A 21,529-nucleotide genomic window follows, 5' to 3' on the forward strand; every position below is an offset into this window, starting at 1 on the left:
TCCGGGCCTAACGCGCAGTTGCCTGATTGGTTCCTTGACCCAAAGTCCGGGGAAACTGTTAGACCGTCCAGACCTCGCCAGACAGCCGGAACACTGAATTCACGCCCGGTCCAGCACCTCGACCGCCAGCACGGTCGGCAGGTGGCGCGCAATCTCGTGCCAGCTGTCGCCTTCGTCAAAACTGCCGAACACCGACCCGCTATTGGTGCCGAAATAAACACCTGCGGGGTCCTGCCTGTCTCCGCCCATCGCCTGGCGCAGCACGGTGAAGAAACAGCTTTGCTGCGGCAGCCCGTTCCGCATGTCCTGCCAGCTTTGCCCGCCATCGCGTGACCGCCAGACAGCCGCCGCTGCGTCGGGCGGATAGCGCCCCGCACTGTCGCCGTTCAGCGGCAAGGTCCAGAGCGTGTCAGGATCGCGCGGATGCACCCGGATCGGAAACCCGAAGGTCGATGGCAGACCGGCATTGATATCATCCCAACTGCGCCCGCCATCCGATGACCGCCAGACACCGTGATGGTTCTGCTGATACAGCACATCACCATCCCCCGGCGCGCGCATCATGTTATGCACGCAATGTCCGGTTTCGCCATTGGCCGGGGCGGCAGGATGATCGTGATGCCCGCAGGCCTCAGCATTTGACAGCCGGTTGCGCCGGTCCCAGGTTTCGCCGCCATCTTCGGTTGCAAAAACCCCGGCGGCTGAAATCCCGATCCACAACTTCTCGGGATCTTTAGGATCGGACACAATCGTATGCAGCACCAGCCCGGCCGCACCGGGGTTCCAGCTATCGGCAGAGGGGTGATTGGTCAGCCCCTCTACCTTTTCCCATGTCTTGCCGTGATCCGTGCTTTTCAGCAGGCCCGCCGGTTTCGTGCCCGCATAAAGCGTGCCATGGGCGTAACCCAGCGACCAGATTTGCGAAAACCCCTCAAACGGCAGCGGGTCGTCTGTCCAGCCGATCATCGCTGCAAAGTCGGGATCATTCGCTGCCCAGTCATCCATCTGGCCTTTGGTCAGCTTGGCCAGCTCCCAGGTCTTACCGCCATCCTCTGACCGCCAGACGCCAGCGCCATTCCAATCGCCGCCGCCACCGGCCCAAAGCCGCCCGGTATCAGGATCGCCCACAATATGATTGATCGGCCAGCCGTCGCAGAGGGGGCCTTGGACAGACCAGTTGTCGCGCTGGGCGTCGCCGGACACTAGGAATCCGCCCTTTGTCGTGCCCACAAGGACTGTCACATTATCAGAAGCCATGAAATTTCCTCCACAAATGCGCGGACAACGTTAGCACAAAGCAAGAAATTGACCTAGGGGCAGGCGACAAGCAATAAATGTGCTTTCGCACTGCGGCCAACCACGCTATCACGCCAGCATGATAACCCGTATGACAGCCCAGACCCGACGCCGACGCTAACCGCGCCGCCTGTTGTCATACCCGCTCATAACCCCTTAACATCGTTGACTCTCCCCCCTTGGTCCTGCACCAATCGGGCTTAATTGCAAGGATGATCGCCATGATCACGTCTATTCTGCCGACCTATTCACGCGCCCCCCTGACTTTCGTATCAGGCGAGGGGTCATGGTTGACGGAAGCCGACGGGCGACGCTTTCTGGACCTTGGCGCCGGGATCGCGGTGAATGCGCTGGGCCACGCGAACCCCGCCCTTGTCGCCGCCCTGACCGAACAGGCCGGCGCGCTCTGGCATGTGTCGAACCTTTACAACATCCCCGCCCAGCAAAAGCTGGCCGATATGCTGGTGGAAAAAACCTTTGCCGACACGGTGTTTTTCACCAATTCGGGCACCGAAGCCTGTGAACTGGCCGTCAAAATGGCCCGCAAATACTGGTACGACAAAGGCGAGGACCGGACCGAGATCATCACCTTCTCCGGTTCCTTCCATGGCCGGTCCAGCGCAGGCATCGCCGCCGCCGGGTCCGAGAAAATGACAAAAGGGTTCGGCCCGCTGCTGCCTGGCTTCACCCATCTGGAATTCGGCGATCACGACGCGCTGAACGCCGCCGCAAGCGACAAGATCGCCGCGATTATGGTCGAACCGGTGCAGGGTGAAGGCGGGATCAGGCCACTGCCCGATGCCTGCCTGAAGGGCCTGCGCGATCTGTGTGACCAGCACGGGATCCTGATGATCCTGGACGAAGTGCAGTGCGGCATGGGGCGGACAGGGAAACTCTTTGCCCATGAATGGGCAGGGGTAACGCCCGATATCATGATGGTCGCCAAGGGGATCGGCGGGGGGTTCCCTCTGGGCGCGGTATTGGCCACGGAAAACGCGGCCTCCGGCATGACGGCGGGCACGCATGGGTCGACTTATGGGGGCAACCCGCTGGCCTGTGCAGTCGGTGCCAAGGTGATGGAGATCGTCGCCGATGATGCCTTTCTGGCCGAGGTGAACCGCAAGGCCGGCCTATTGCGCCAGAAGCTCGAAGGGCTGATCGCCGCCCATCCGGATGTGTTCGAGGCTGTACGCGGGTCCGGGCTAATGCTGGGGCTGAAATGCAAGGTCCCCAATAGCGATGTGGTCAGCGCCGGTTTTGCCCAAGGCGTGTTGACCGTGCCAGCCGCCGACAACGTGGTCCGCCTGCTGCCCGCCCTGAACATCGCAGACGAGGATATTGGCACCGCCGTCGACAGGATCGACGCCGCGGCGCGCCAGTTGCAAGGGGCCGATGCGTAATTACAACTTTCGCCGCGTGACCCATGACGACCTGCTGCAACTGCGCGGCTGGCTTGAGATGCCGCATGTCAAGGTCTGGTGGGGAAACGCGGAACGGCAGATTGCGCTGATCAAACAGGATATGGAAAGTCAGAAAATTGATATGCATGTCGTGGAACTGGTCGGGCAGCCCTTTGCCTATATTCACAACCACGACGCCCACGTCTTTCCCATGCCGGAATATTCGGACCTGCCCCGGTCCACCCGGGTAATCGATACGTTTGTGGGGGATGCCAACTATCTGGGTCAGGGGCATGCCGCTGGCTATATCGATGCCTATCTGCGTGACTTGCGCCTGCATTATCCGATGGTGGCGGTGTCGGCGAATACAACGGACACCCGGACCCTTGGCATTTATACGCAGGCCGGTTTCCGCAAACGACGATTGGCCTCGACCCGTGATGGCAAACTTGTTCAGGTGATGACCCACCTTTGATTTTCCGGTCCTCGGTGACCCAACAAAAGCGACGCTTATGAAACATTTTCTTGATATTGATGTCACCCCGGCAGGTGACCTGCACAACATTATCGCCAATGCGCAATCCATGAAAAATGCGCGCGACGGCCTGCCCAAGGGCACGCCGGATGCTGAACAACCTCTGGCGGGCCATATGGTCGCCCTGATCTTCGAAAAACCATCGACGCGGACGCGGGTGTCCTTCGATGTGGGCGTGCGCCAAATGGGCGGGCAGACCATGGTTTTGTCAGGGGCCGATATGCAGCTGGGCCATGGCGAGACGATTGCAGATACTGCCCGTGTGCTGTCGCGCTACGTGGACCTGATCATGATCCGCACGTTCGAGGAACAGACACTGCAGGAAATGGCCGAATATGCCACTGTGCCCGTGATCAACGGGCTGACCAACCGGACGCATCCTTGCCAGATCATGGCCGATATCATGACGTTCGAGGAACATCAGGGCCCAATCAAAGGCAAAAGGGTCGTCTGGTCGGGCGATGGCAATAACGTCTTTGCCAGCTTTGCGCACGCCGCCAAGCAGTTCGATTTTGATCTGGTCTTTACCGGCCCACCGCCCCTTGACCCGGAACCGGCGCTGGATGGTCTTTATACAACCGTCCGGAACCCCGATGAGGCCGTGCAAGGGGCTGATCTGGTGGTGACGGACACTTGGGTGTCGATGCATGACCCGCAATCGGCCCGCGAACGGCGGCACAACCAGTTGCGGGGATATCAGGTCAACGACGCGCTGATGGCCAAGGCCAAGGATGACGCGCTTTTCATGCACTGCCTGCCCGCCCACCGCGATGACGAGGCGACAAGCAGCGTGATGGACGGGCCGCATTCGGTGATCTTTGACGAGGCCGAAAACCGGCTGCACGCGCAAAAGGCGATCATGCGCTATTGTCTGGGAAAATAGACCAGGCAGGATGGGTCAAGACCCATCTTACACAAGATCATCTGTCGGGTGGGGTTCAACCCCCACCCGCGCCACGTGGACGTCCGAGACCTAGGCGTCGCATTGGCTCGGCCCCAACCATGGCCGCGCCGCACAGAATGCCCTGATACCCATCTACACCGATACAACGCTGACTTTCCGCAACGTCAGCGTAACAGCCAGCGACGACGTCTATACAATCAGCAGTGGAAAGCCGTTAGACTGCTCTTGTGCTGCCACCTGCCAATGCCTGACAGGCACGGTCAGCGCAGGCCCATGTCGTACCTGCCCGTTGACTTATCAGGAGAACACCATGCCCAACACTGCCCTTATCACAGGCGCCTCCGCAGGGATCGGTCGTGCCTTTGCCACCTACCACGCCCGCAAAGGGGGCGATCTGATCATCACCGCCCGCCGGGCGGAGGAACTGGACGCGCTGAAAGCGGAACTGGAAAAGGACCATGAGGTCAGCGTCACCACCGTCCCGCTTGATCTGGGGGCCGGCGGGGGGGCGCAGAAACTCTATGATGCGATCAACGGCCAGCGCATCGACATCCTGATCAACAATGCCGGCTTTGGCGGGCATGGCAAGTTTATCGAACGCGATCTGGACACTGACCTCACCATGATTGACCTCAACGTCAAGGCGCTGGTCTCGCTCTGCCATATGATCGGGCGTGATATGGCGGCACAAGGTGGCGGCAAGATCCTCAATGTCAGCTCGACAGCGGCCAGTATGCCGGGGCCGCTGCAGGCGACCTATTTCGCGACAAAGGCCTATGTCTCAAGCTTTTCATTGGCTCTGGCGGACGAGTTAAAGGACAAGAAGGTCACGGTCACCGTCCTTGAACCGGGCTTTGTCGAAACCGAGTTTGCCGCCGTGGCCGATCTGGAAGGGATCCCCCTGACCAGTTCCGGCGGGGCTACACCCGCAGCGGTGGCAAAATTCGGCTATGACGCCATGCGGCGGGGCGAGCTGCTGGTGATCAATGACACCAAGCTGCGGTTTCTGACCGGCTGGGTCATGCCATTTCTGCCGCGCAAGATGCTGCTGGGCATGGTCCGCAAGATGCAGACGAAATAGGGATCAACAAAAAAGGCCAGCATGTTCTGGCCTTTCCCGGAAACCTCATTTGCGGTGTCAGGCGGTTTTTCTGCGCCGCGCCATAAAGCCCAGACCACCCAGTGCCGCCAGCATCAGCGGCAAGGATGCGGGCACAGGAATCTGCGAAACTTCATAACGCAGGTTATCAATCGCGCCGGAATTGCGGCCGAAATCAAACGTCAGCTGGGTCACATTGGCCCAGTTCAGCAGACCGGACGAGGTGTGATAATTGTCAAATGCAGATCCGGTCGGGCGCCCGACCCGCGTCAGGTTGCCGTTATTGTCACTGGCGCGCACTGTCTCATCATCCAGAAAATCAAAACCAAGGAATGTGATCGCCTGGGAGAAGACAAAGGTGATGATCCCGCCATTGCCGTCGTCATCGGGGCCAATGTTGTTTTCCTGAATAATCAGGGCGCGGCCCGCATAGATGTCGTAGTTGACGCCATCATTGGTAAACGGCCCCTCAAGATCACGGTCGCGCGTGCCGCTCAGCGTCGTGTCGAAAATCCACGCCTGATCGGGCGAGGATGAGGACCGACCATTAGCCGACACCGTTGCCGTCACGCCACCTTCGAGATTGAGAGAGGTGATCACATCACCATGAGAAAACTCGTCGAATGTCAGGGTCGCCGCAGGCGCTTGCGCCGCCAGACCCAATGCTGCAATCGCCGAAATCAAAAGCATTTTTGTCATAAAGAACCCCACCACTACGCTTAAGAACAACCAAAAATTGGATGCTGGCAGCTTACCGCATGGCAATGGTTAATCAAGTATTAACAGATGTTGACCCGGCCAAACCTGCCATTCTGCATGCAATTTATGCGATACAGATCACCCATTTTCCCCCGTTGCGCAACAATCGCTGCTGCTGGCGCAAACCGTCAACGCAGGCGAAACCGTGTGCGCAGACCAAGGCCAAGAAAAAACAGCAGAATGAACCCAAGAACCGTCTGTCCGGCAGCAAAGGTCTCCATCCACGGGATCGCATCAAGCTTACCCGTTCCCTTGAGCAAGAATGTCCGCTGACACCCGAAAAACTTGAACCTCGTCGCAAAGGAATAGGCCGCACCCGACAACCCATTCCCAACGCCCACCCCTCGCGCTATACGCCGCCCATGACCCAGAACCCACCCAACCTTCGCCCCGACCTCGCCAATGCGCGCGTCGCTGACACCCGCCGCCCTGGCCAGCCCACCATCGGCATGGTCTCCCTTGGCTGCCCCAAGGCGCTGGTCGACAGTGAACGCATCCTGACGCGCCTGCGCGCCGAAGGCTACGCCATCTCGCCCGATTACGCCGGGGCCGAGGCGGTGATCGTCAACACCTGCGGTTTCCTCGACAGTGCCAAGGCGGAATCGCTGGACGCCATCGGCGAGGCGCTGCAGGAAAACGGTAAGGTCATCGTCACCGGCTGCCTCGGGGCCGAACCCGACTATATCCGCGAACACCACCCGCAGATCCTCGCCGTCACAGGGCCGCACCAATACGAACAGGTGCTGGATGCGGTGCATGAGGTTGTGCCCCCGTCGCCCGACCCGTTCATCGACCTGCTGCCCGGCACCGGCGTGTCGCTCACCCCCCGCCACTACAGCTATCTGAAGATTTCCGAAGGCTGTAACCACAAATGCAAATTCTGCATCATCCCCGACATGCGCGGCAAACTCGCCTCCCGGCCTGCCCACGCGGTCCTGCGCGAGGCGGAAAAGCTGGTGCAGGCCGGGGTCAAGGAACTCCTGGTCATCAGCCAGGACACATCCGCCTACGGGCTTGACCGGAAATACGATGTGAACCCGTGGAAGGATGGTGAAGTGCGCAGCCATATCACCGACCTCACCCGCGAACTGGGGCAACTGGGGGCCTGGGTGCGCCTGCACTACGTCTACCCATACCCCCATGTGCGCGACCTGATCCCGCTGATGGCGGACCCCGATAATGGCGTGCTGCCCTACCTCGACATCCCGTTCCAACACAGCCACCCCGACGTGCTGCGGCGCATGGCGCGGCCCGCGGCGGGGGCCAAAACGCTGGACGAAATCGCCCGCTGGCGTTCGATATGCCCCGACATCACCCTGCGCTCCACCTTCATCGTCGGCTACCCGGGAGAGACGGAGGCAGAATTCCAGCACCTCCTCGACTGGCTGGACGAAGCCCAACTCGACCGGGTCGGCTGCTTCCAATACGAAAACGTCGCCGGGGCGCGGTCAAACGCACTGCCCGACCACGTGCCCGATGAGGTCAAGCAGGAGCGATGGGCGCGTTTCATGGCCAAATCGCAAGCCATCTCCGAGGCAAAACTGGCCGCCAGGGTCGGCCGCGTGCTGGAGGTCATCGTGGACGACATCGACGAAGACGGCATCGCCACCTGCCGGACATGGGCGGATGCGCCCGAGATCGACGGGAATTTGTTTATTGATGAGGGGGCTGAGGGGCTGGCCGTCGGGGATGTCGTGAAGGTCGAAGTGGAGGAGGCGGGGGAGTATGATTTGTGGGGCAAACTCGGATAAAGAAACGATCCGGGGGATCGTTTCCCGAGTTTGCGGGCGGAGCCCTGAGGGCTTCCCGGAAATGATCCCGGCGGATCACTTCGCCACGCGAGAGGCGGAGGCCGGTCGCGCGATTTCGTACAAAGCCAGCAAATCCATGACCCGAATCAATGGTCTAAAAGTGTTCAAAAATCTGTAAAGTGGCAAAATTATGAGGTAATTGCGTCCTTTTTGGCCAAGGAAGCTTAAGAGCAGTTAACCTCCTGTGAAAGATGGAGATTTTTCTGATAGAAGGCGGCCACACAAATTTTGGTTTTGGATAACTTGCTCCGCAAAGTTTGCCGGAGTGAAATTACGCACGTAAGCCGTTCAAAAAATGAAAGAAATTTCGCATTGGCGGTAGGTGTTGTGGCTGTGGGCAATTGGGTGGATGAATCGATCGTGCAAAATAACTTGCCCACGTTTCTTCTTGGTCAACATATTTAATCAAGGTTTTGTGCTAAAAATTCGTTGACCCACCACGGGTAGATGGATCACTTTTCTTGAAGCGGGAAGCTTGGCATATGCCAACAACTCCCCGCTTGGCTCCGACTAGGAACCATCGCGTGCTCAAAAAGCACATCGCTTCACACCCTTTGTGTGGCACGCGATGGAACCAAGCGTCAAGTCCTTTGGACGCGCTTAGGGGGCCAGAACTGCCATGAAAAGGAGTAGATTGATGGCACCTTTGAGAAGAACCAAAAACCGCAGCCCAAAGCTCACGCGAGAACTCGCGGGGCGGATCAAATGGCTCTGGCTTAACACCCCGCTGAACCAAGCACAGATATCTGCGGTCTTGGGGGCGATTAATCAGGGTCGCGTTTCTGAAGTTGTGAACGGACAACGGTTTGCCGATGTCGCACCGCAAGAATACAAGGGTTGGGCATGACACGGATCGTTGGCAAGAACGACGGCCCCGGCGGACGCAACGAACATTACGATGTTGGCCGGCGCAAAGATGTTCCCCGTCGCAACATCGTTGCCGAGATAAAGCGTGGAGAACATCCTGACGCGCATGTTGTAAAAATCAAAGGCCGTGAATACGCGCGGGATAATCCTGACAGATCCAAGTCAGACAACGTGAATCGTAAAAAATGAAATGGGGGGCGGGAATTCAAATCCCGCCCTTCAGAACTCTTCCGCCCGGCCTCGCCGGGCAGCGCCCGGACCTCCCCCATGGGGAGGGCGCTTCGCACCCACCCCGAGGTCCAGACGCTTCCCTACTGTTGTGCGAAATATTAGCCAAAGTCTTTTGACCGACCAAGAAAGATGCGCCCCGCCTAAATCGCACTCGGGCCGGGGCTCCGCCCGTTTTCGGCTGAAAAGGTCCACTGGACCTTTTCCAAGACGCCTCAAACCCTCCCCCATGGGAAGGGCGCTTCGCACCCACCCCGAGGTCCAGACGCTCCCCTCGTGTCGCGCACGACATCAACCAAAGACTCCGCGCCCCCGGGGCTCCGCCCGTTCGAACCTGAAACGATCCCCCGGATCGTTTCCGAGACGGTTCTCACCCTCCCCCCGCAGGCCGCTTTTGCAGCGCCGCAAACAGCGCAACCTCACCCATCCGGCACCCACACCGCAAAACACCACCGCCCCAAGCGTCCTCCAGGTCGGCCGCTGCCCTCCTGTTGCGCCATAGGCAGACCGTCCGGGGCTGCGCCCGTTTCCAACACGTCTCGAAATTTCCGCCCCGGTGACCTGCAACCGAAAGCATCAAACGCTCAGAGCCGCCGCCCGTCCCGGACCCGATCCGGGACCGCGTTTCAGACTTCGTTAACGCCTGACCACCGTCCGCTGCCTTAACCACGGTCCGGGCCGCAAAACTGCCATACGCAAGTCCGACGCTTTGCCGACGCGATGCCGACCGGCCAAATCCCAGCAAAACCTCGCATTAACTGACGATTCGCCCATCTGCCCGTTGCGCCGCCCAAGAACCGCCGCCCGCTGGATTAACCTGTCACGTCGAGATCATCCCACATGCGTCAGAAACTGCACAGACCTGTCGCCGTCTGAATCACAACTGATGCGCATCCGCTGCAGCAGTTGCCAGAACCCTCAAAGATCAGCTTTTCAACAAATCCAGCAGCTTGTGTTTGAGTATCTTGCCGGTTGCGGCGGCGGGCAGTCGTTCGGTTAGGATGATCCTTGACGGGCGTTTGTAACCCGTCAGGCGGGCGGCGGCGAATTGGCGGAGCGCGTCTTCGTCCGGCCAGTCGTCGCGCGCGGCCTCGACAAAGGCATAGACCTTTTCATCACCGTCTTCGGCATGACCAATCACCGCGCATTGAATGACCTGTGGATGATCGTTCAGCGCCGCCTCGACCTCTGGCGGGTAGACGTTGAAACCGCCATGGATGATCAGTTCCTTCGACCGGCCCTTGATATGAAGATGGCTCACATCATCGATCATCCCCAGATCGCCGGTGCGCAGCCAGCCGTCACTGGTGAAGACCTGTGCTGTGTCATCGGGATTGCGAAAATAGCCCTGCATCACCCCGCCGCCAGCCACCAGGATTTCGCCAACGTCGCCTTCCGCACCCGGCGCCTCCAGATCCAGTTTGACCCTGACCCCGGGCGAGGGCGGGCCGACCGAGATGTCGTCATTATTGTCGGCATGCCGGGTGACGCAAACGCCCGCGCTGGTTTCGGTCATGCCGTAGCCGTTTTGCAAGGGAATGCCGTAGAATGCCTCGGCCCGCCGTTTCCAATCCGGGTCAAGCGGGGCGGCCCCTGATGAAACATAGCGCAGCGTGTCAGAGGGCAGCTGGTCATGCCCCTGTTCCTTGGTGTATTGCATCAGAAGCGCGTGCATCTGCGGGACCGCAAAGAGGATGGTCAGACCGGATGTCAGCGCCTGATACAGCGTGGCGGGCGCAAAGCGTGGTTCAAGCCTGATCGAGGCGCCTGATACCATCGCCCCCATCAGAACCGACACGAGCCCAAAGACATGGCTGATGGGCAGCACACCGTACAGGATGTCGCTGCTTTGCAGCTGTCGGGTTTCGCGTGTGGCCTGACCGCCGAAAATCAGGTTGGCATGGGTCAGCATGACGCCTTTTGGCGTGCCGGTTGTGCCGGTGGTGTAGAGAATGGTGGCGACATCCTCCAACACATCCTCGGGGTTTGACACTCTGGCCAGTACGTGCAGACCAAGGTGGAGGGGTGTTGCGCCAAGCTCGTTAGCATGGGCGCGCGCTTCGTCTGATACTTCCGCCGTGAACAGGATCGCTGCGGGATCGGCATGGGTGATGACCCGTGCGATTTCGGTGGCACTTTGGCGTGCATTGACAGGGATGAAAGCCGCCCCAATGCGCGATGCGGCGAAAATCGCGGCGAGGGCTGCGGCGCAGTTTTCCATCAGGATCATGATCCGGTCGTTCCTGCGTACACCCAGTTGGGTCAGCTTGTTAGTGAGGTCATTGCTGGCTGACGCCAGTTCATCGTAATTCCAGATATGCCCTAGCGTATCGGTCAGCGCCGGTGCGTCAGGTTGCGCGGCGACCTGTCGATCGAGAATGGTATGAATACGGTCGCTCATGCCCGTATCCTGATTTTGTCGAGCCTTGCCATCGCCGTTTCCGCTTCTTTTTCGATCTGGTTGATGATCTCGGCCATTGGCGCGACCGCGTTGGTCAGGCCGAGTGCGTGGCCCGCAGACAACAAACCGTGGGAGACATCACCCGTCTGGTAGGCCTTGCGCCCGATCTTGCCCGATACAAGCGGCATCAGGTCGGCAATGGTGATATCGGGGTTTTCGGCCTCCATCCGGGCGACGGCTTTTGTGGTTTCGTTGGCCAGTGACCGCACGGTATTGCGCACGGATTGCATCGTCAGGGCCGTGTCCCGTTCGGTTGCTTGTGCGATGGCCGCCTTGTAGTCGGGATGCGTGTTCAACTCCTCTGACACCAGCAGTCGCGTTCCCAACACGACACCTGATGCGCCCATGGACAGTGCCGCCACCAGTTGCGACCCGTGGCCGACGCCACCGCCGATCAGGAACGGGATCTTGAGGCTCTCGCCAGCCATGGCGGCATTGACGAAAGACCCGATCATATCCATGCCCGGATGTCCGCCGCATTCGGCTCCGACGATGCTGACCATATCCACACCGACTGCCTCGGCCTTTTGCGCGTAGCGCACGGCGGGCACCTTGTGGATCATGGTTAGGCCAAGGTCTTTAAGCAGCGGCATATAGGGTTCGGGATTGCGACCGGAGGTTTCGATTACAGTGATCCCTTCATCCGCGATTAGCCGGAACAGATCTTCAGTCCGTTCGCCGGGCACCAGTTTCGGCAGCATCGACACATTGACGCCAAACGGCCTGTCACCACACAGCCTGCGGGCACGGGCGATTTCTGCTTTGAGGTCAGCGTCGTCAGGAAAACTGGCCGCAGTGATAAATCCAAGGATGCCGGTTTTGGCGGCAGCCGCCACATAATCCGCATCGCCCAGCCACATCAGCCCGCCCGCCAGCATCGGCATTCTGATACCCAGCCGGTCAGTCAGCGCCGTCCGGAACAGGGTCATGACTGGAACACCGGGGGGCGCTTTTCGAAAAACGCGGCCATGCCTTCGGCCGCCTCTGGCGATGCGACGGCCCGCGCCATGCTGTCAACCTCGCGCGCCATCTGCACATCCAGCGGCTGGTCCGCGGCACTTCGCAGCAAGGCGCAGATCTGCGACTGCGCCTGCCTTGGGCCTTCGGCGATGCGCCGGGCAAGGGTTTCGGCCTCTGCCAGCGCCCGCCCCTTGGGACAAAGCCGGGTGATCACGCCCAGATCGTTCAGCGTTTCCGCACTGATCGGCGTGCCAAACAGACAGGCCTCCATCGCCAACTGGCGCGGCAGCAACCGCGACAACGCGGATGTCAGCCCGCCATCAGGTGTCAGGCCAACCTTGACATAAGCGGCTGTAAACGCCGCATTTTCCGCCGCCACAATCAGATCACAGGCAAGCGCCAGCGACAGACCCGCACCAGCCGCACCACCCTCAATCGCCGCAATCAGGGGCACCGGACAGGCATGCATCGCCCGGATCACATCATGCAATTGTTCGATCCGCGCGCGCCGCTCATCCTCCGGCAGGCTGGCACGTTGCCGCAGTTGGGTCAGATCGCCACCGGCACAGAAAAACGGACCACCGGTCAGAATAACGGCGCGAATGGCCGGGGCCTCAGCAGTCTGCATCGCCGCCTTGATCGCCTCATAAAGCTCCGGCTGTATGGCCCCGCGCCTTGCCTCCTGATTGTGAATGATCAGGGCAGCATCCTTTTGTTCCAGTCTGATACTCATGACGCTGACACCTGCTTGTAGGTCCCGGTCGAGGTGGCAATCAGGCGCCCGTCATCATCGCGCAGTTCCGCACTGACGAATTTCAGCTTGAGCCCGCCGCCCGTCACCTCACCAACTGCCTCGACCGGACCGGGGCGCGCCGGGGCGATGAAATTGACGTTCAGCGAAATGCTCAGAAACGGCTGACGACCGCCCGGGTCCACCTGCATCGATGCGGTGGCACCGGCGGCACTGTCCAGCAGGCAACTGATGATGCCGCCATGCAACACGTTGTGACGGTTCAGATGATCATCACGGACATCCAGCCGACACCGGGCGCGGCTGTCCGTGCCGGACACATCCAGCACATACCCGATCAGGCGCTGCGTGCCGGTTTCGCCGGTGATGATCAGCGGATCAGGCGCGCAAGGCAATGAACCGCTCCAGATGATGATCGGTATCGCCGAACCGGTGATCGGCCATGATGATGCGTTTGGCAAAGCGGCCCAGCGCATATTCCTCGGTCATGCCGATGCCGCCATGCATCTGGATCGCCTCTTCCGCAATCATCCGCCCGGCCCGCCCGATCAGGTTCTTGGCGGCCGAAACATGCAGATCACGCTGGGCGGGCGCATCATGCAGATGCCCGGCCGCCAGAATCACGGCAGAGCGGGCCTGTTCCACCTCAAGCATCATATCAGCCAGCCTGTGCGCCAGAACCTGAAAGCTGCCGATGGGCCGCCCGAACTGCTTGCGGGTTTTCAGGTAGTCTTGGGTCATGGCCGCCACAGTTTCCATGGCACCCAGCGTTTCGGCCATCTGCGCCAGCGTGGCGGCAGCCACCGCCTGCGACACCGCGTCAAAGGCTTCAGGCAACAGCGGCGAGCCCGGCGTATTCTCCACCGTCAGCTCTGCCGCGCGGCCCCCCTGGGCAATGTCGTAGCCATGCAGCGACAGATCGGCGGCATCGCTCGCGACGCGCCACAGTCCGATACCCGCCTGATCATCTGCAGCGCCCCCATGGCGGGCCGTGACAAGGATGCTGTCGGCATCCTCTGCCCCCACCACAACGGTTTTCTGCCCGCTGATCGCATCGCCAACCGCGCGGGTTTCAACCCAGTCAAGATCGTAGCGCGCGCCCAATTCGCCATGCGCCCAGGCCAGTTTTTCAGTCCCCGCGATGACATCGGCTATGTCGTGCCCCGCCGCTGTCAGCAGCAGACCGGGCACCAACGCGCGGTCGATCATCGACAGGAATACATCAGCGCGCCCCAGCTCCTCAAAAACCAGCGCAATGTCAAACCCGGTGCCGCCGAACCCGCCAGTTTCTTCGTCAAAAAGCGCGCCGATCACACCCAGTTCGGCCAATGCCGCCCACGGATCGCTTGCTGTCGCCAGCGCCTTGCGCAGCGTGTCCTGCAGCATGCGCTGTTCATCTGTCAGATCGAAATTCATGTCGCGTCCCGCATCATGTGTTTGGCAAAAATCTCGCGCTGGATCTCGTTCGAGCCGCCAAAGATTGACAGTTTGCGGTTGTTGAAATAGGCACCCGTCACATTGCCCGCGTCAAACGGGTCGGGCAGCGTCATGTTGGTCCCTTCGATCGCTTCGGACGCAAACGGCATCGCATGCGGCCCGACCGCGCGGCGGGCCAGATCGGTGATTTCCTGCCGGATCTGCGTGCCCTTGATCTTCAAAAGCGAGCTTTCCAGCCCCGGTGCCTGCCCGGCAGTGGCCTTCGACACAATGCGCAGATTGGTCGTGGCCATCGCCATCAGGTCGATTTCAACCTGCGCGACACGGGCCGCGAAATGCGGATTTTCGATCAGGGGGCGCCCGCGCATCCGCACCCGGCCCGCGATCCGCTTGACCGCATCCAGACCGGCCCGCGAAAACCCGACACCCGCGATATTGGTCCGCTCATGGGTCAGCAGATATTTGGCATAAGTCCAACCCTTGTTTTCCTCACCCACCAGATTTTCGACCGGCACACGCACATCCGTCAGCCAGACCTCGTTCACCTCGACCGATCCATCGATCAGGGTGATCGGGCGCACCTCCACCCCCGGCGCTGTCATGTCGATCAGAAGGAACGAAATGCCTTCCTGCTTCTTGGCCTCCGGATCGGTGCGCACAAGGCAGAACATCATGTTGGCGTATTGGCCCAGCGTGGTCCACGTCTTTTGCCCGTTGACGATATAGTGGTCACCGTCGCGCACAGCCCGGGTCCGCAGTGCCGCCAGATCGCTGCCTGCCCCCGGCTCGGAATAGCCTTGCGCCCACCAGTCCTCACCACTCAGCACGCGCGGCAACCAATGCGCCTGCTGCGCCTCTGTCCCGAATTTCTGCAAGACCGGCCCCAGCATCGACAGCCCGAATGGTACGATCCGCGGGGCGTTCGCCATCGCGCATTCTTCTTCGAAAATGTACCGCCGGACAGCCCCCCATTCTGCCCCGCCAAAGCGTTTGGGCCAGTTCGAGGCCAACCAGCCGCGTGCGTTCAGCTTCGCATGCCAACCATCGTAATCGGCCTTTTTCAGCGGCTGCGACAGGCGGACCTTTTCCGCCAGTTCTTGCGGCAGGGCCTCGGCCAGAAAGTCACGCAGTTCGGCGCGGAACGCTTCGTCTTCTTCGGCGAATGTCAGGTCCATGTTTTGGCCTCTCGATAAATCTCGAACAGACCAGCGGCACCCATGCCACCAGCGATGCACATGGTCACGACGCCCAGCTTTGCACCCCGCCGCCGCCCTTCATGCAGCAGGTGCCCGGTCAGACGTGCACCTGTCATGCCAAACGGATGGCCCACGGCAATCGACCCGCCATCAACGTTCAGCTTGTCAGGATCGATGCCCAGTTGCTGCTGACAATAAAGCGCCTGACTGGCGAACGCCTCGTTCAGTTCCCACAGGTCGATATCATCGACCGTCAGTCCGTGCCGTTCCAGCAGGCGGGGCACGGCAAAAACCGGGCCGATGCCCATCTCCTCCGGCCCGCAGCCCGCCACGGCAAACCCCTTGAACGCACCCAGCGGCTCCAGCCCGCGCCGCTCTGCTTCGCCCGCGTCCATCATGATCAGGGCCGCAGCACCGTCCGACAACTGGCTGGCATTGCCGGCCGTGACAAAGCCGCCATCGCGCACCGGTGCCAGCCCCGCCAAACCGTCAAGCGTCGTGCCCGGCCGGTTGCATTCATCGCGGTCCAGCGTAACCTCGCGCTCGTCAACCTCTCCGGTTTCCTTGTCCTTGACCGCCATCACGGTCGTCATCGGCAGGATTTCCGTGTCAAAGCGTCCGGCCTCCTGTGCGGCCTCCACCCGTTCCTGACTGACCAGTGCAAAGGCATCCTGCGCGTCGCGCGCAATACCATAGCGCTTCGCCACCAGATCGGCGGTTTCGATCATGGTCATGTAAACCTGCGGCATCGTCTGCGCCAGCGTGGGTTCCGGCACACGCCGCACATTCGGGATGACAAGCGAAATACTTTCGACACCCCCCGCAATCTGCGGACCGGCACCATCCATGATCGCCTGTGCTGCGGTGGCCACGGCCTGCAAACCACTGGCGCAGAACCGGCTGACGGTCTGTCCGGCACTGGTCACCGGCAGCCCGGCGCGCAGCGCGCTTTGCCGCGCAATGTTGCCGCCGGTCTCGCCCTCGGGGTAACCGCAGCCGATCACCACATCCTCGATCATGTCGGGCGACAGCCCGGTCCGTTCCAGCAGCCCGGCAATCACATGGCCGGTCATGGTCGCACCATGGGTGCGGTTCAGCGACCCCCGATGCGATTTGGCAAGGCCGGTGCGGCCCGCATCCACGATCACCGCTTGTTTCATGCGCCGGTCTCCTTGTTCAGATCATCAAATTCGCGGCCATCCGCCACCAGTTGTTCCAGCAACGAGGCGGGTTGCCAGAAATGCGCGTCGTCCTGCGCAAACACGTTGATATCGGCGAGGATCGTGTCCAGCCCCTGCAGATCCGCCCATTTCATCGGCCCGCCATGATAGCGCGGAAATCCGTAACCCAGCAGCAGCGTGACATCGACATCCAGCGAGCGGCGGGCGATGCCTTCGCCAACCACCTTCGCTGCCTCATTGACCATGGCCGCCATGTAGCGGCGCAGAATCTCGGCGTCATCAAACGCCCTTGGGGTGATCCTCAATGCCGCCCGTTCCGCATCAATCAAACCCACCACATCAGGATTTTCGACCTTGTTACGCCCGTCATAGACATAATAACCACGGCCCGTTTTCTGACCGAAATGCCCCTGTTCGCACAGACGATCCGGATAGGTCGGCACCCGTTCCTTTGGATGCCGGGTCGGTGCAAGCCGCCTGCGATTGGCCCAGCCGATATCCAGCCCGGCCAGGTCGGCCACCGCAAACGGCCCCATGGCAAAACCGAACTCTTCCATCACCCGGTCGATCTGAAACGGTGACGCGCCGTCCAGCACCATGTGGTCGGCCGCCGTCCGATAGCTGGACAGGATACGGTTGCCGATAAACCCGTCACAGACCCCGGCGCGCACCGCCGTCTTGCCCAGCCGCTTGGCCAGCGCAAATCCGGTCGCGACTACATCCGGCGCGGTCTTTTCACCAACAACAACCTCTAACAGGCGCATCACATGGGCAGGTGAAAAGAAATGCAACCCGATCACATCCTTGGGCCGGTCCGTGACATCCGCAATGGCATCCAGATCAAGATAGGACGTGTTGCTGGCCAGTATCGCGCCGGGGCGGGCAACCTGATCCAGCCGGGTGAAGATGTCGCGCTTGACCGCGAAATCCTCGAACGCGGCCTCGATGATCACGTCGGCGGTGGCAAGCGCATCGTAATCCGTCCCGACCTGCAGCGCCTCGGCCATCAGGCGGTCATAGGCGTCCAGACTGATCTTGCCGCGTTTGACCGCGCCTGACAGGTTGCCTGCAATCCGCGTGCGTGCCGCCGCCGCGGCATCGTCAGACTGTTCGATCAGCGTCACCTGCAGCCTTGCTAGCAGTGCGGCAGTCGCAATGCCCGCACCCATCGTGCCGCCACCGATCACGCCGATCCGGTCAAAGGCGCGTGGGCTGACGCCCTCAAGCTCGGGCAATTTGGACACCTGACGTTCGGCAAAAAACGCATGGATCAGCCCCTTGCGCTGGTCGGTCTGCATCAGGGTCTGAAACAGCCGCCGTTCCTCGGCCAGACCGTCATCAAAGGTCATGCGCGCCGATGCAGCGATGGCATCAACCGCCGTCACCGGCGACAATTGACCGCGTGCGGCCTTGGCGAATCCGGCCTTGGCGGCAGCGAAATCCACCGGTTCAGGCGGGGCAATATCACGCACAGGGCGCGGCGCGGCACCTTCGCTGATCAGCGCACGGGCATAGGCAAGGCCAAGCGCGCGTGGCGCGCCCTCTTCCACCCGGTCGATGATCCCCATCGTCAGCGCCTCGTCTGCCATCACCGGCTTGCCGCTTGTGATCATCGCAATCGCATTGGCATAACCGGTCAGACGCGGCAGGCGCTGGGTGCCCCCCGCGCCGGGAATGATGCCAAGCGTCACCTCAGGCAGACCCAGCCGCGTGCCGGGCACAGCCAGCCGGTAATGGCAGGCCAGCGCCACCTCCAACCCGCCCCCCAGAACGGTGCCATGCATGGCGGCGATCACCGGGATCGGACAGGCCTCGATCTGGTCGCAGACCGCAGGCAGGATCGGATCAACCGGCTGCTTGCCGAACTCGCGGATATCGGCGCCGGCAAACCATGTCTTGCCCTCACCATAGATCACAACCGCCTGCGCGCCATCGGCCACCGCACGGGCGATCCCGTCACGCAAACCCTGCCGCACGGCAGCGCCCAGCGCATTCACCGGTGGATTATCCGCCGCCAGAACGGCAACGCCGTCATCCAGTTCGTACTGCACCATCATGTTGCACCTGCCACAGCTTCGTCCAGCAGACGGGCGCTGCCGGTTTTCATTTCCAGATCGCGGATGATGTCGCGCAAGGCCGGTCCGACCTCGGTCATGATCCGTTCGTCGGTCAGCGTCTCAGGCACGGCACCGCATGTAAAGACAACCGGTTCCCCCAGATCGCTTGCGAAATAGGGCCGGGCAACCGCGTTGATCGTATTGGCAAACCGCTTGTCACGATCCACAAACGTGAACCCCTGCATCGCCAGTTGGGCGCGCCCTGCGGCCCGTTGATCCTTCAGCACCTCATCCGGTGACATGGCGGCGAATTTATCCGCATTCAGGGCCGCCAGAAACGCCTGACCTGTCGATGATCCGACCACGGGCACGCGGTTGCCCTCTTCCAGCCAGATCGATGACGCCTCTTGCGGGCGCCATGTGCGGACCAGTGTCATGCTCGCCCCGTCGCGGACCGCCATCAGCACCAGCGTCCCGGTCTCATCCGCAAGGCTCTGGCAGGCCCCGCTGACCAGATCAAGAAACGACGTCGTCGCATTCGCCACGCTGGCCATCGACAGGGCCGCAGGGCCAAACCGCAACAGATTGCCATTCTGGCTCAGATACCCCAACTCGCGCAGGGTATAGGTCAGCCGGGTCACAGTGGCGGGCGACAGACCGGTACGCTTGACGATCTGGGCATGGGTCAGCCCGTCATCGCTCACGCGAAAGGCGCGCAGCACCGACATCCCCCGCGCCAGTGTATTGGCAAACTTGCGGTCACTCATCACATACCCCCCGGGATCCAAAGCGAGATGATGGGAAAGCACATGATCAGCAGAAGAACAATGAAATCAACCGAAAGGAACCGGGCAATCCCCGCAAATATCCGCTCCAGCGGGGCGTCCTTGCCCACGACACTGGCAATCACGAACACGTTCAGCCCGACGGGCGGGGTGATCAGCCCGATCTCCAGCAGTTTGATGACCACAACACCGAACCAGATCAGGTCAAGCCCGTAACCTTCGACCAGCGGGATCACCAGCGGCAAGGTCAAGACCATGATCCCGATAGGGTCGAGGAACATGCCCAGCAGCAGATAGATCACCGCAATGGCAGCCATCAGTGCAAAGACCGAAAGATCAGCCGACGACACCAACGCCACCAGTTGTGGTGCCACGCCGGTCAGCGCGATGAAGGCCACAAAGATCTTGGCCGCTGCTGCGATGATGAAGATGCTAGCGGTCTGGATGCAGGTTTCTTTCATCGAAGCCCACAGATCTGCGAAGGTCAGACGGCGCTGCGCAAACCCGATGGTGACAGCGGCCGCCACGGAAACCGCTGCGGCTTCTGTCGCTGTGAAAATGCCACCGTAGATGCCGCCGACGATAGTCACAAACAGCAGGACGGCCGGCCATGCGGCGATGGCTGCCTTCTGGCGGTCTGTTGCGGAATATTTGATGTCAGTCATTGGCGCGATGGACGGGTCGCGCCGCACCCAGACGGCGACAACCAGCACGAAACCGGCGAGTGTCAGCAGGCCAGGGAGAATGCCCGCAAGGAACAGCTTGGACACCGATGTTTCTGTGAAAATCCCATAGATGATGAACAGAACCGACGGCGGGATCAGTGACCCCAAGGTGCCGCCCGCCGCGACCGAGGCTGTGGCAAGGCGGTTGTCATACCCCATGCGCAGCATTTCTGGGGTGCAGATGCGCCCCATGGTCGATGCGCAGGCGATCGAACTGCCGGTGATCGCCGAGAACCCGCCGCATCCGACGATGGAGGCCATGGCGACACCGCCGCGCAGATTGGTCATCCAGACCTTTGCGGCCTCATAGATATTCGTCGTGATTTGCGCGCGATAAGCGATATGCCCAAGGGCCACGAAAAGCGGGATCATGGACAGATTGTAGTTGTGGATCAGATCGAAGGCGTTCGAGAAGATCATCGAAGTTGTTGGTCGAATGGCCCGGTCAGGCGCGAAATCGCCAGTGCGCAGGGCAAAGACGAAAAAGGTGCCGACAATCGCCGCACTCGCCATGGCAAAGGCAATCGGCACCCGCAAGGCCAGCATCACCAGAACAGCGGAAAACGCGATCAGGCCGATCTGTGACGGGTCCATTTATCCGGCCTCCGCGTCGCGCAGGAACGCGCGGGTGTCTTCGACCAGCACCACCAGCAGCCGCACCCAACACACCGCCAGGCCCACGAAAAACGCCAGCCGGCCCGGCCATTTCGGCAGCGACAGATCACCGAAATAGAAACTGCCATTGGTGGCGGTCGTCGCCAGTTCGCGCCATGCGGCATAGACCAGCGGCGTCAGCGCAATCAGCCCCACAACCCAGCCAAACAGGATCAACCCCTCCTTGATCCGCACCGGCAGGCGGTTCACCAGCACCTCGACACAAACATGCGCTCGCGCCGCCGTCACCGCCGCCAATGGCAGCACGATGGCCGCCACCATCAATTCACGCACGATGACCACGCTGTCGGGCAATGACGTGCCGAACAGGCGCAGGATCACGTTGACCGTGATCATGGCCCCCATCATCAGCACCGCCAGGGCCGCAAGCCCCAGCAATATGGTTTCAACGCGTTTGAGCAT

The 21,529-nt window shown here is 61.0% G+C and carries 21 protein-coding genes; 7 read left to right on the forward strand and 14 right to left on the reverse strand.

Features of this window, described 5'->3' with window-relative positions; translation table 11 throughout:
* Nucleotides 1-99: 99 nt before the first annotated feature.
* Complete coding sequence (locus ACFWW4_RS11685) at nucleotides 100-1,257, reverse strand: exo-alpha-sialidase (protein WP_411891013.1); 1,158 nt, start codon at nucleotides 1,255-1,257, stop codon at nucleotides 100-102.
* Between the two features lie 260 nt (nucleotides 1,258-1,517).
* On the opposite strand from ACFWW4_RS11685, the gene ACFWW4_RS11690 reads away from it, so the two are divergent.
* The 4 genes from ACFWW4_RS11690 to ACFWW4_RS11705 all read left to right on the forward strand — a co-directional run bounded on the left by ACFWW4_RS11690 (nucleotide 1,518) and on the right by ACFWW4_RS11705 (nucleotide 5,216).
* Nucleotides 1,518-2,696, forward strand: a complete 1,179-nt coding sequence (locus tag ACFWW4_RS11690; protein ID WP_411891014.1) for an aspartate aminotransferase family protein — start codon at nucleotides 1,518-1,520, stop codon at nucleotides 2,694-2,696.
* The gene (locus tag ACFWW4_RS11695; protein WP_393930323.1) at nucleotides 2,689-3,171 is read left to right on the forward strand and encodes a GNAT family N-acetyltransferase; all 483 of its coding nucleotides are present in this window, start codon (nucleotides 2,689-2,691) and stop codon (nucleotides 3,169-3,171) included. Before ACFWW4_RS11690 ends, ACFWW4_RS11695 begins: the two co-directional genes overlap by 8 nt.
* A 37-nt stretch (nucleotides 3,172-3,208) precedes the next feature.
* Entirely contained in the window at nucleotides 3,209-4,114 is a 906-nt protein-coding gene (gene argF / locus ACFWW4_RS11700; RefSeq protein WP_411891015.1) for an ornithine carbamoyltransferase, read from the forward strand.
* Nucleotides 4,115-4,445: 331 nt separating this feature from the next.
* The gene (locus tag ACFWW4_RS11705) at nucleotides 4,446-5,216 is read left to right on the forward strand and encodes an SDR family NAD(P)-dependent oxidoreductase (protein WP_411891016.1); all 771 of its coding nucleotides are present in this window, start codon (nucleotides 4,446-4,448) and stop codon (nucleotides 5,214-5,216) included.
* A 57-nt stretch (nucleotides 5,217-5,273) separates the two neighbouring features.
* On the opposite strand, the gene ACFWW4_RS11710 is transcribed toward ACFWW4_RS11705, so the two are convergent.
* Nucleotides 5,274-5,933, reverse strand: coding sequence for a VPLPA-CTERM sorting domain-containing protein (locus ACFWW4_RS11710; RefSeq protein ID WP_411891017.1), 660 nt, complete (start codon nucleotides 5,931-5,933; stop codon nucleotides 5,274-5,276).
* 188 nt (nucleotides 5,934-6,121) lie between these two features.
* Nucleotides 6,122-6,334, reverse strand: a complete 213-nt coding sequence (locus ACFWW4_RS11715) for a hypothetical protein (protein WP_411891018.1) — start codon at nucleotides 6,332-6,334, stop codon at nucleotides 6,122-6,124.
* Nucleotides 6,335-6,355: 21 nt separating this feature from the next.
* On the opposite strand from ACFWW4_RS11715, the gene rimO reads away from it, so the two are divergent.
* The 3 genes from rimO to ACFWW4_RS11730 all read left to right on the forward strand — a co-directional run bounded on the left by rimO (nucleotide 6,356) and on the right by ACFWW4_RS11730 (nucleotide 8,860).
* Entirely contained in the window at nucleotides 6,356-7,744 is a 1,389-nt protein-coding gene (gene rimO / locus ACFWW4_RS11720; RefSeq protein ID WP_411891019.1) for a 30S ribosomal protein S12 methylthiotransferase RimO, read from the forward strand.
* A gap of 697 nt (nucleotides 7,745-8,441) precedes the next feature.
* Complete coding sequence (locus tag ACFWW4_RS11725; RefSeq protein ID WP_411891020.1) at nucleotides 8,442-8,651, forward strand: hypothetical protein; 210 nt, start codon at nucleotides 8,442-8,444, stop codon at nucleotides 8,649-8,651.
* Nucleotides 8,648-8,860, forward strand: a complete 213-nt coding sequence (locus ACFWW4_RS11730) for a DUF3892 domain-containing protein (RefSeq protein WP_411891021.1) — start codon at nucleotides 8,648-8,650, stop codon at nucleotides 8,858-8,860. The genes ACFWW4_RS11725 and ACFWW4_RS11730 overlap by 4 nt, the downstream gene beginning before the upstream one ends.
* Nucleotides 8,861-9,824: 964 nt before the next feature.
* On the opposite strand, the gene ACFWW4_RS11735 is transcribed toward ACFWW4_RS11730, so the two are convergent.
* From ACFWW4_RS11735 to ACFWW4_RS11785, 11 genes are read right to left on the reverse strand one after another with little or no spacing between them, the layout of a single operon-like run.
* The gene (locus tag ACFWW4_RS11735; RefSeq protein ID WP_411891022.1) at nucleotides 9,825-11,300 is read right to left on the reverse strand and encodes a class I adenylate-forming enzyme family protein; all 1,476 of its coding nucleotides are present in this window, start codon (nucleotides 11,298-11,300) and stop codon (nucleotides 9,825-9,827) included.
* The gene (locus tag ACFWW4_RS11740) at nucleotides 11,297-12,289 is read right to left on the reverse strand and encodes an NAD(P)H-dependent flavin oxidoreductase (protein ID WP_411891023.1); all 993 of its coding nucleotides are present in this window, start codon (nucleotides 12,287-12,289) and stop codon (nucleotides 11,297-11,299) included. Before ACFWW4_RS11740 ends, ACFWW4_RS11735 begins: the two co-directional genes overlap by 4 nt.
* Nucleotides 12,286-13,053 carry an oxepin-CoA hydrolase, alternative type gene (locus tag ACFWW4_RS11745; RefSeq protein WP_411891024.1) on the reverse strand — a complete coding sequence of 256 codons (768 nt, stop codon included), beginning with the start codon at nucleotides 13,051-13,053 and terminating at the stop codon, nucleotides 12,286-12,288. Before ACFWW4_RS11745 ends, ACFWW4_RS11740 begins: the two co-directional genes overlap by 4 nt.
* Nucleotides 13,050-13,466 carry a PaaI family thioesterase gene (locus tag ACFWW4_RS11750; RefSeq protein WP_411891025.1) on the reverse strand — a complete coding sequence of 139 codons (417 nt, stop codon included), beginning with the start codon at nucleotides 13,464-13,466 and terminating at the stop codon, nucleotides 13,050-13,052. The genes ACFWW4_RS11745 and ACFWW4_RS11750 overlap by 4 nt, the downstream gene beginning before the upstream one ends.
* Nucleotides 13,450-14,487 (reverse strand): acyl-CoA dehydrogenase family protein, encoded by a 1,038-nt coding sequence (locus tag ACFWW4_RS11755; RefSeq protein ID WP_411891026.1) that lies wholly within the window; start codon nucleotides 14,485-14,487, stop codon nucleotides 13,450-13,452. Before ACFWW4_RS11755 ends, ACFWW4_RS11750 begins: the two co-directional genes overlap by 17 nt.
* Complete coding sequence (locus tag ACFWW4_RS11760) at nucleotides 14,484-15,683, reverse strand: acyl-CoA dehydrogenase family protein (protein WP_411891027.1); 1,200 nt, start codon at nucleotides 15,681-15,683, stop codon at nucleotides 14,484-14,486. Before ACFWW4_RS11760 ends, ACFWW4_RS11755 begins: the two co-directional genes overlap by 4 nt.
* Nucleotides 15,674-16,864 carry an acetyl-CoA C-acyltransferase gene (locus ACFWW4_RS11765; protein ID WP_411891028.1) on the reverse strand — a complete coding sequence of 397 codons (1,191 nt, stop codon included), beginning with the start codon at nucleotides 16,862-16,864 and terminating at the stop codon, nucleotides 15,674-15,676. Before ACFWW4_RS11765 ends, ACFWW4_RS11760 begins: the two co-directional genes overlap by 10 nt.
* On the reverse strand, nucleotides 16,861-18,939 hold the full coding sequence (locus ACFWW4_RS11770; protein ID WP_411891029.1) for a 3-hydroxyacyl-CoA dehydrogenase NAD-binding domain-containing protein: 2,079 nt from the start codon (nucleotides 18,937-18,939) through the stop codon (nucleotides 16,861-16,863). The genes ACFWW4_RS11765 and ACFWW4_RS11770 overlap by 4 nt, the downstream gene beginning before the upstream one ends.
* Nucleotides 18,939-19,709, reverse strand: coding sequence for an IclR family transcriptional regulator (locus tag ACFWW4_RS11775; protein ID WP_411891030.1), 771 nt, complete (start codon nucleotides 19,707-19,709; stop codon nucleotides 18,939-18,941). Before ACFWW4_RS11775 ends, ACFWW4_RS11770 begins: the two co-directional genes overlap by 1 nt.
* The gene (locus tag ACFWW4_RS11780; RefSeq protein ID WP_411891031.1) at nucleotides 19,709-21,046 is read right to left on the reverse strand and encodes a TRAP transporter large permease; all 1,338 of its coding nucleotides are present in this window, start codon (nucleotides 21,044-21,046) and stop codon (nucleotides 19,709-19,711) included. The genes ACFWW4_RS11775 and ACFWW4_RS11780 overlap by 1 nt, the downstream gene beginning before the upstream one ends.
* On the reverse strand, nucleotides 21,047-21,529 hold the full coding sequence (locus tag ACFWW4_RS11785; RefSeq protein ID WP_411891032.1) for a TRAP transporter small permease: 483 nt from the start codon (nucleotides 21,527-21,529) through the stop codon (nucleotides 21,047-21,049). It lies immediately after the preceding gene.

Source organism: Yoonia sp. SDW83-1 (genome assembly GCF_046762885.1).
Taxonomy (GTDB): domain Bacteria; phylum Pseudomonadota; class Alphaproteobacteria; order Rhodobacterales; family Rhodobacteraceae; genus Yoonia.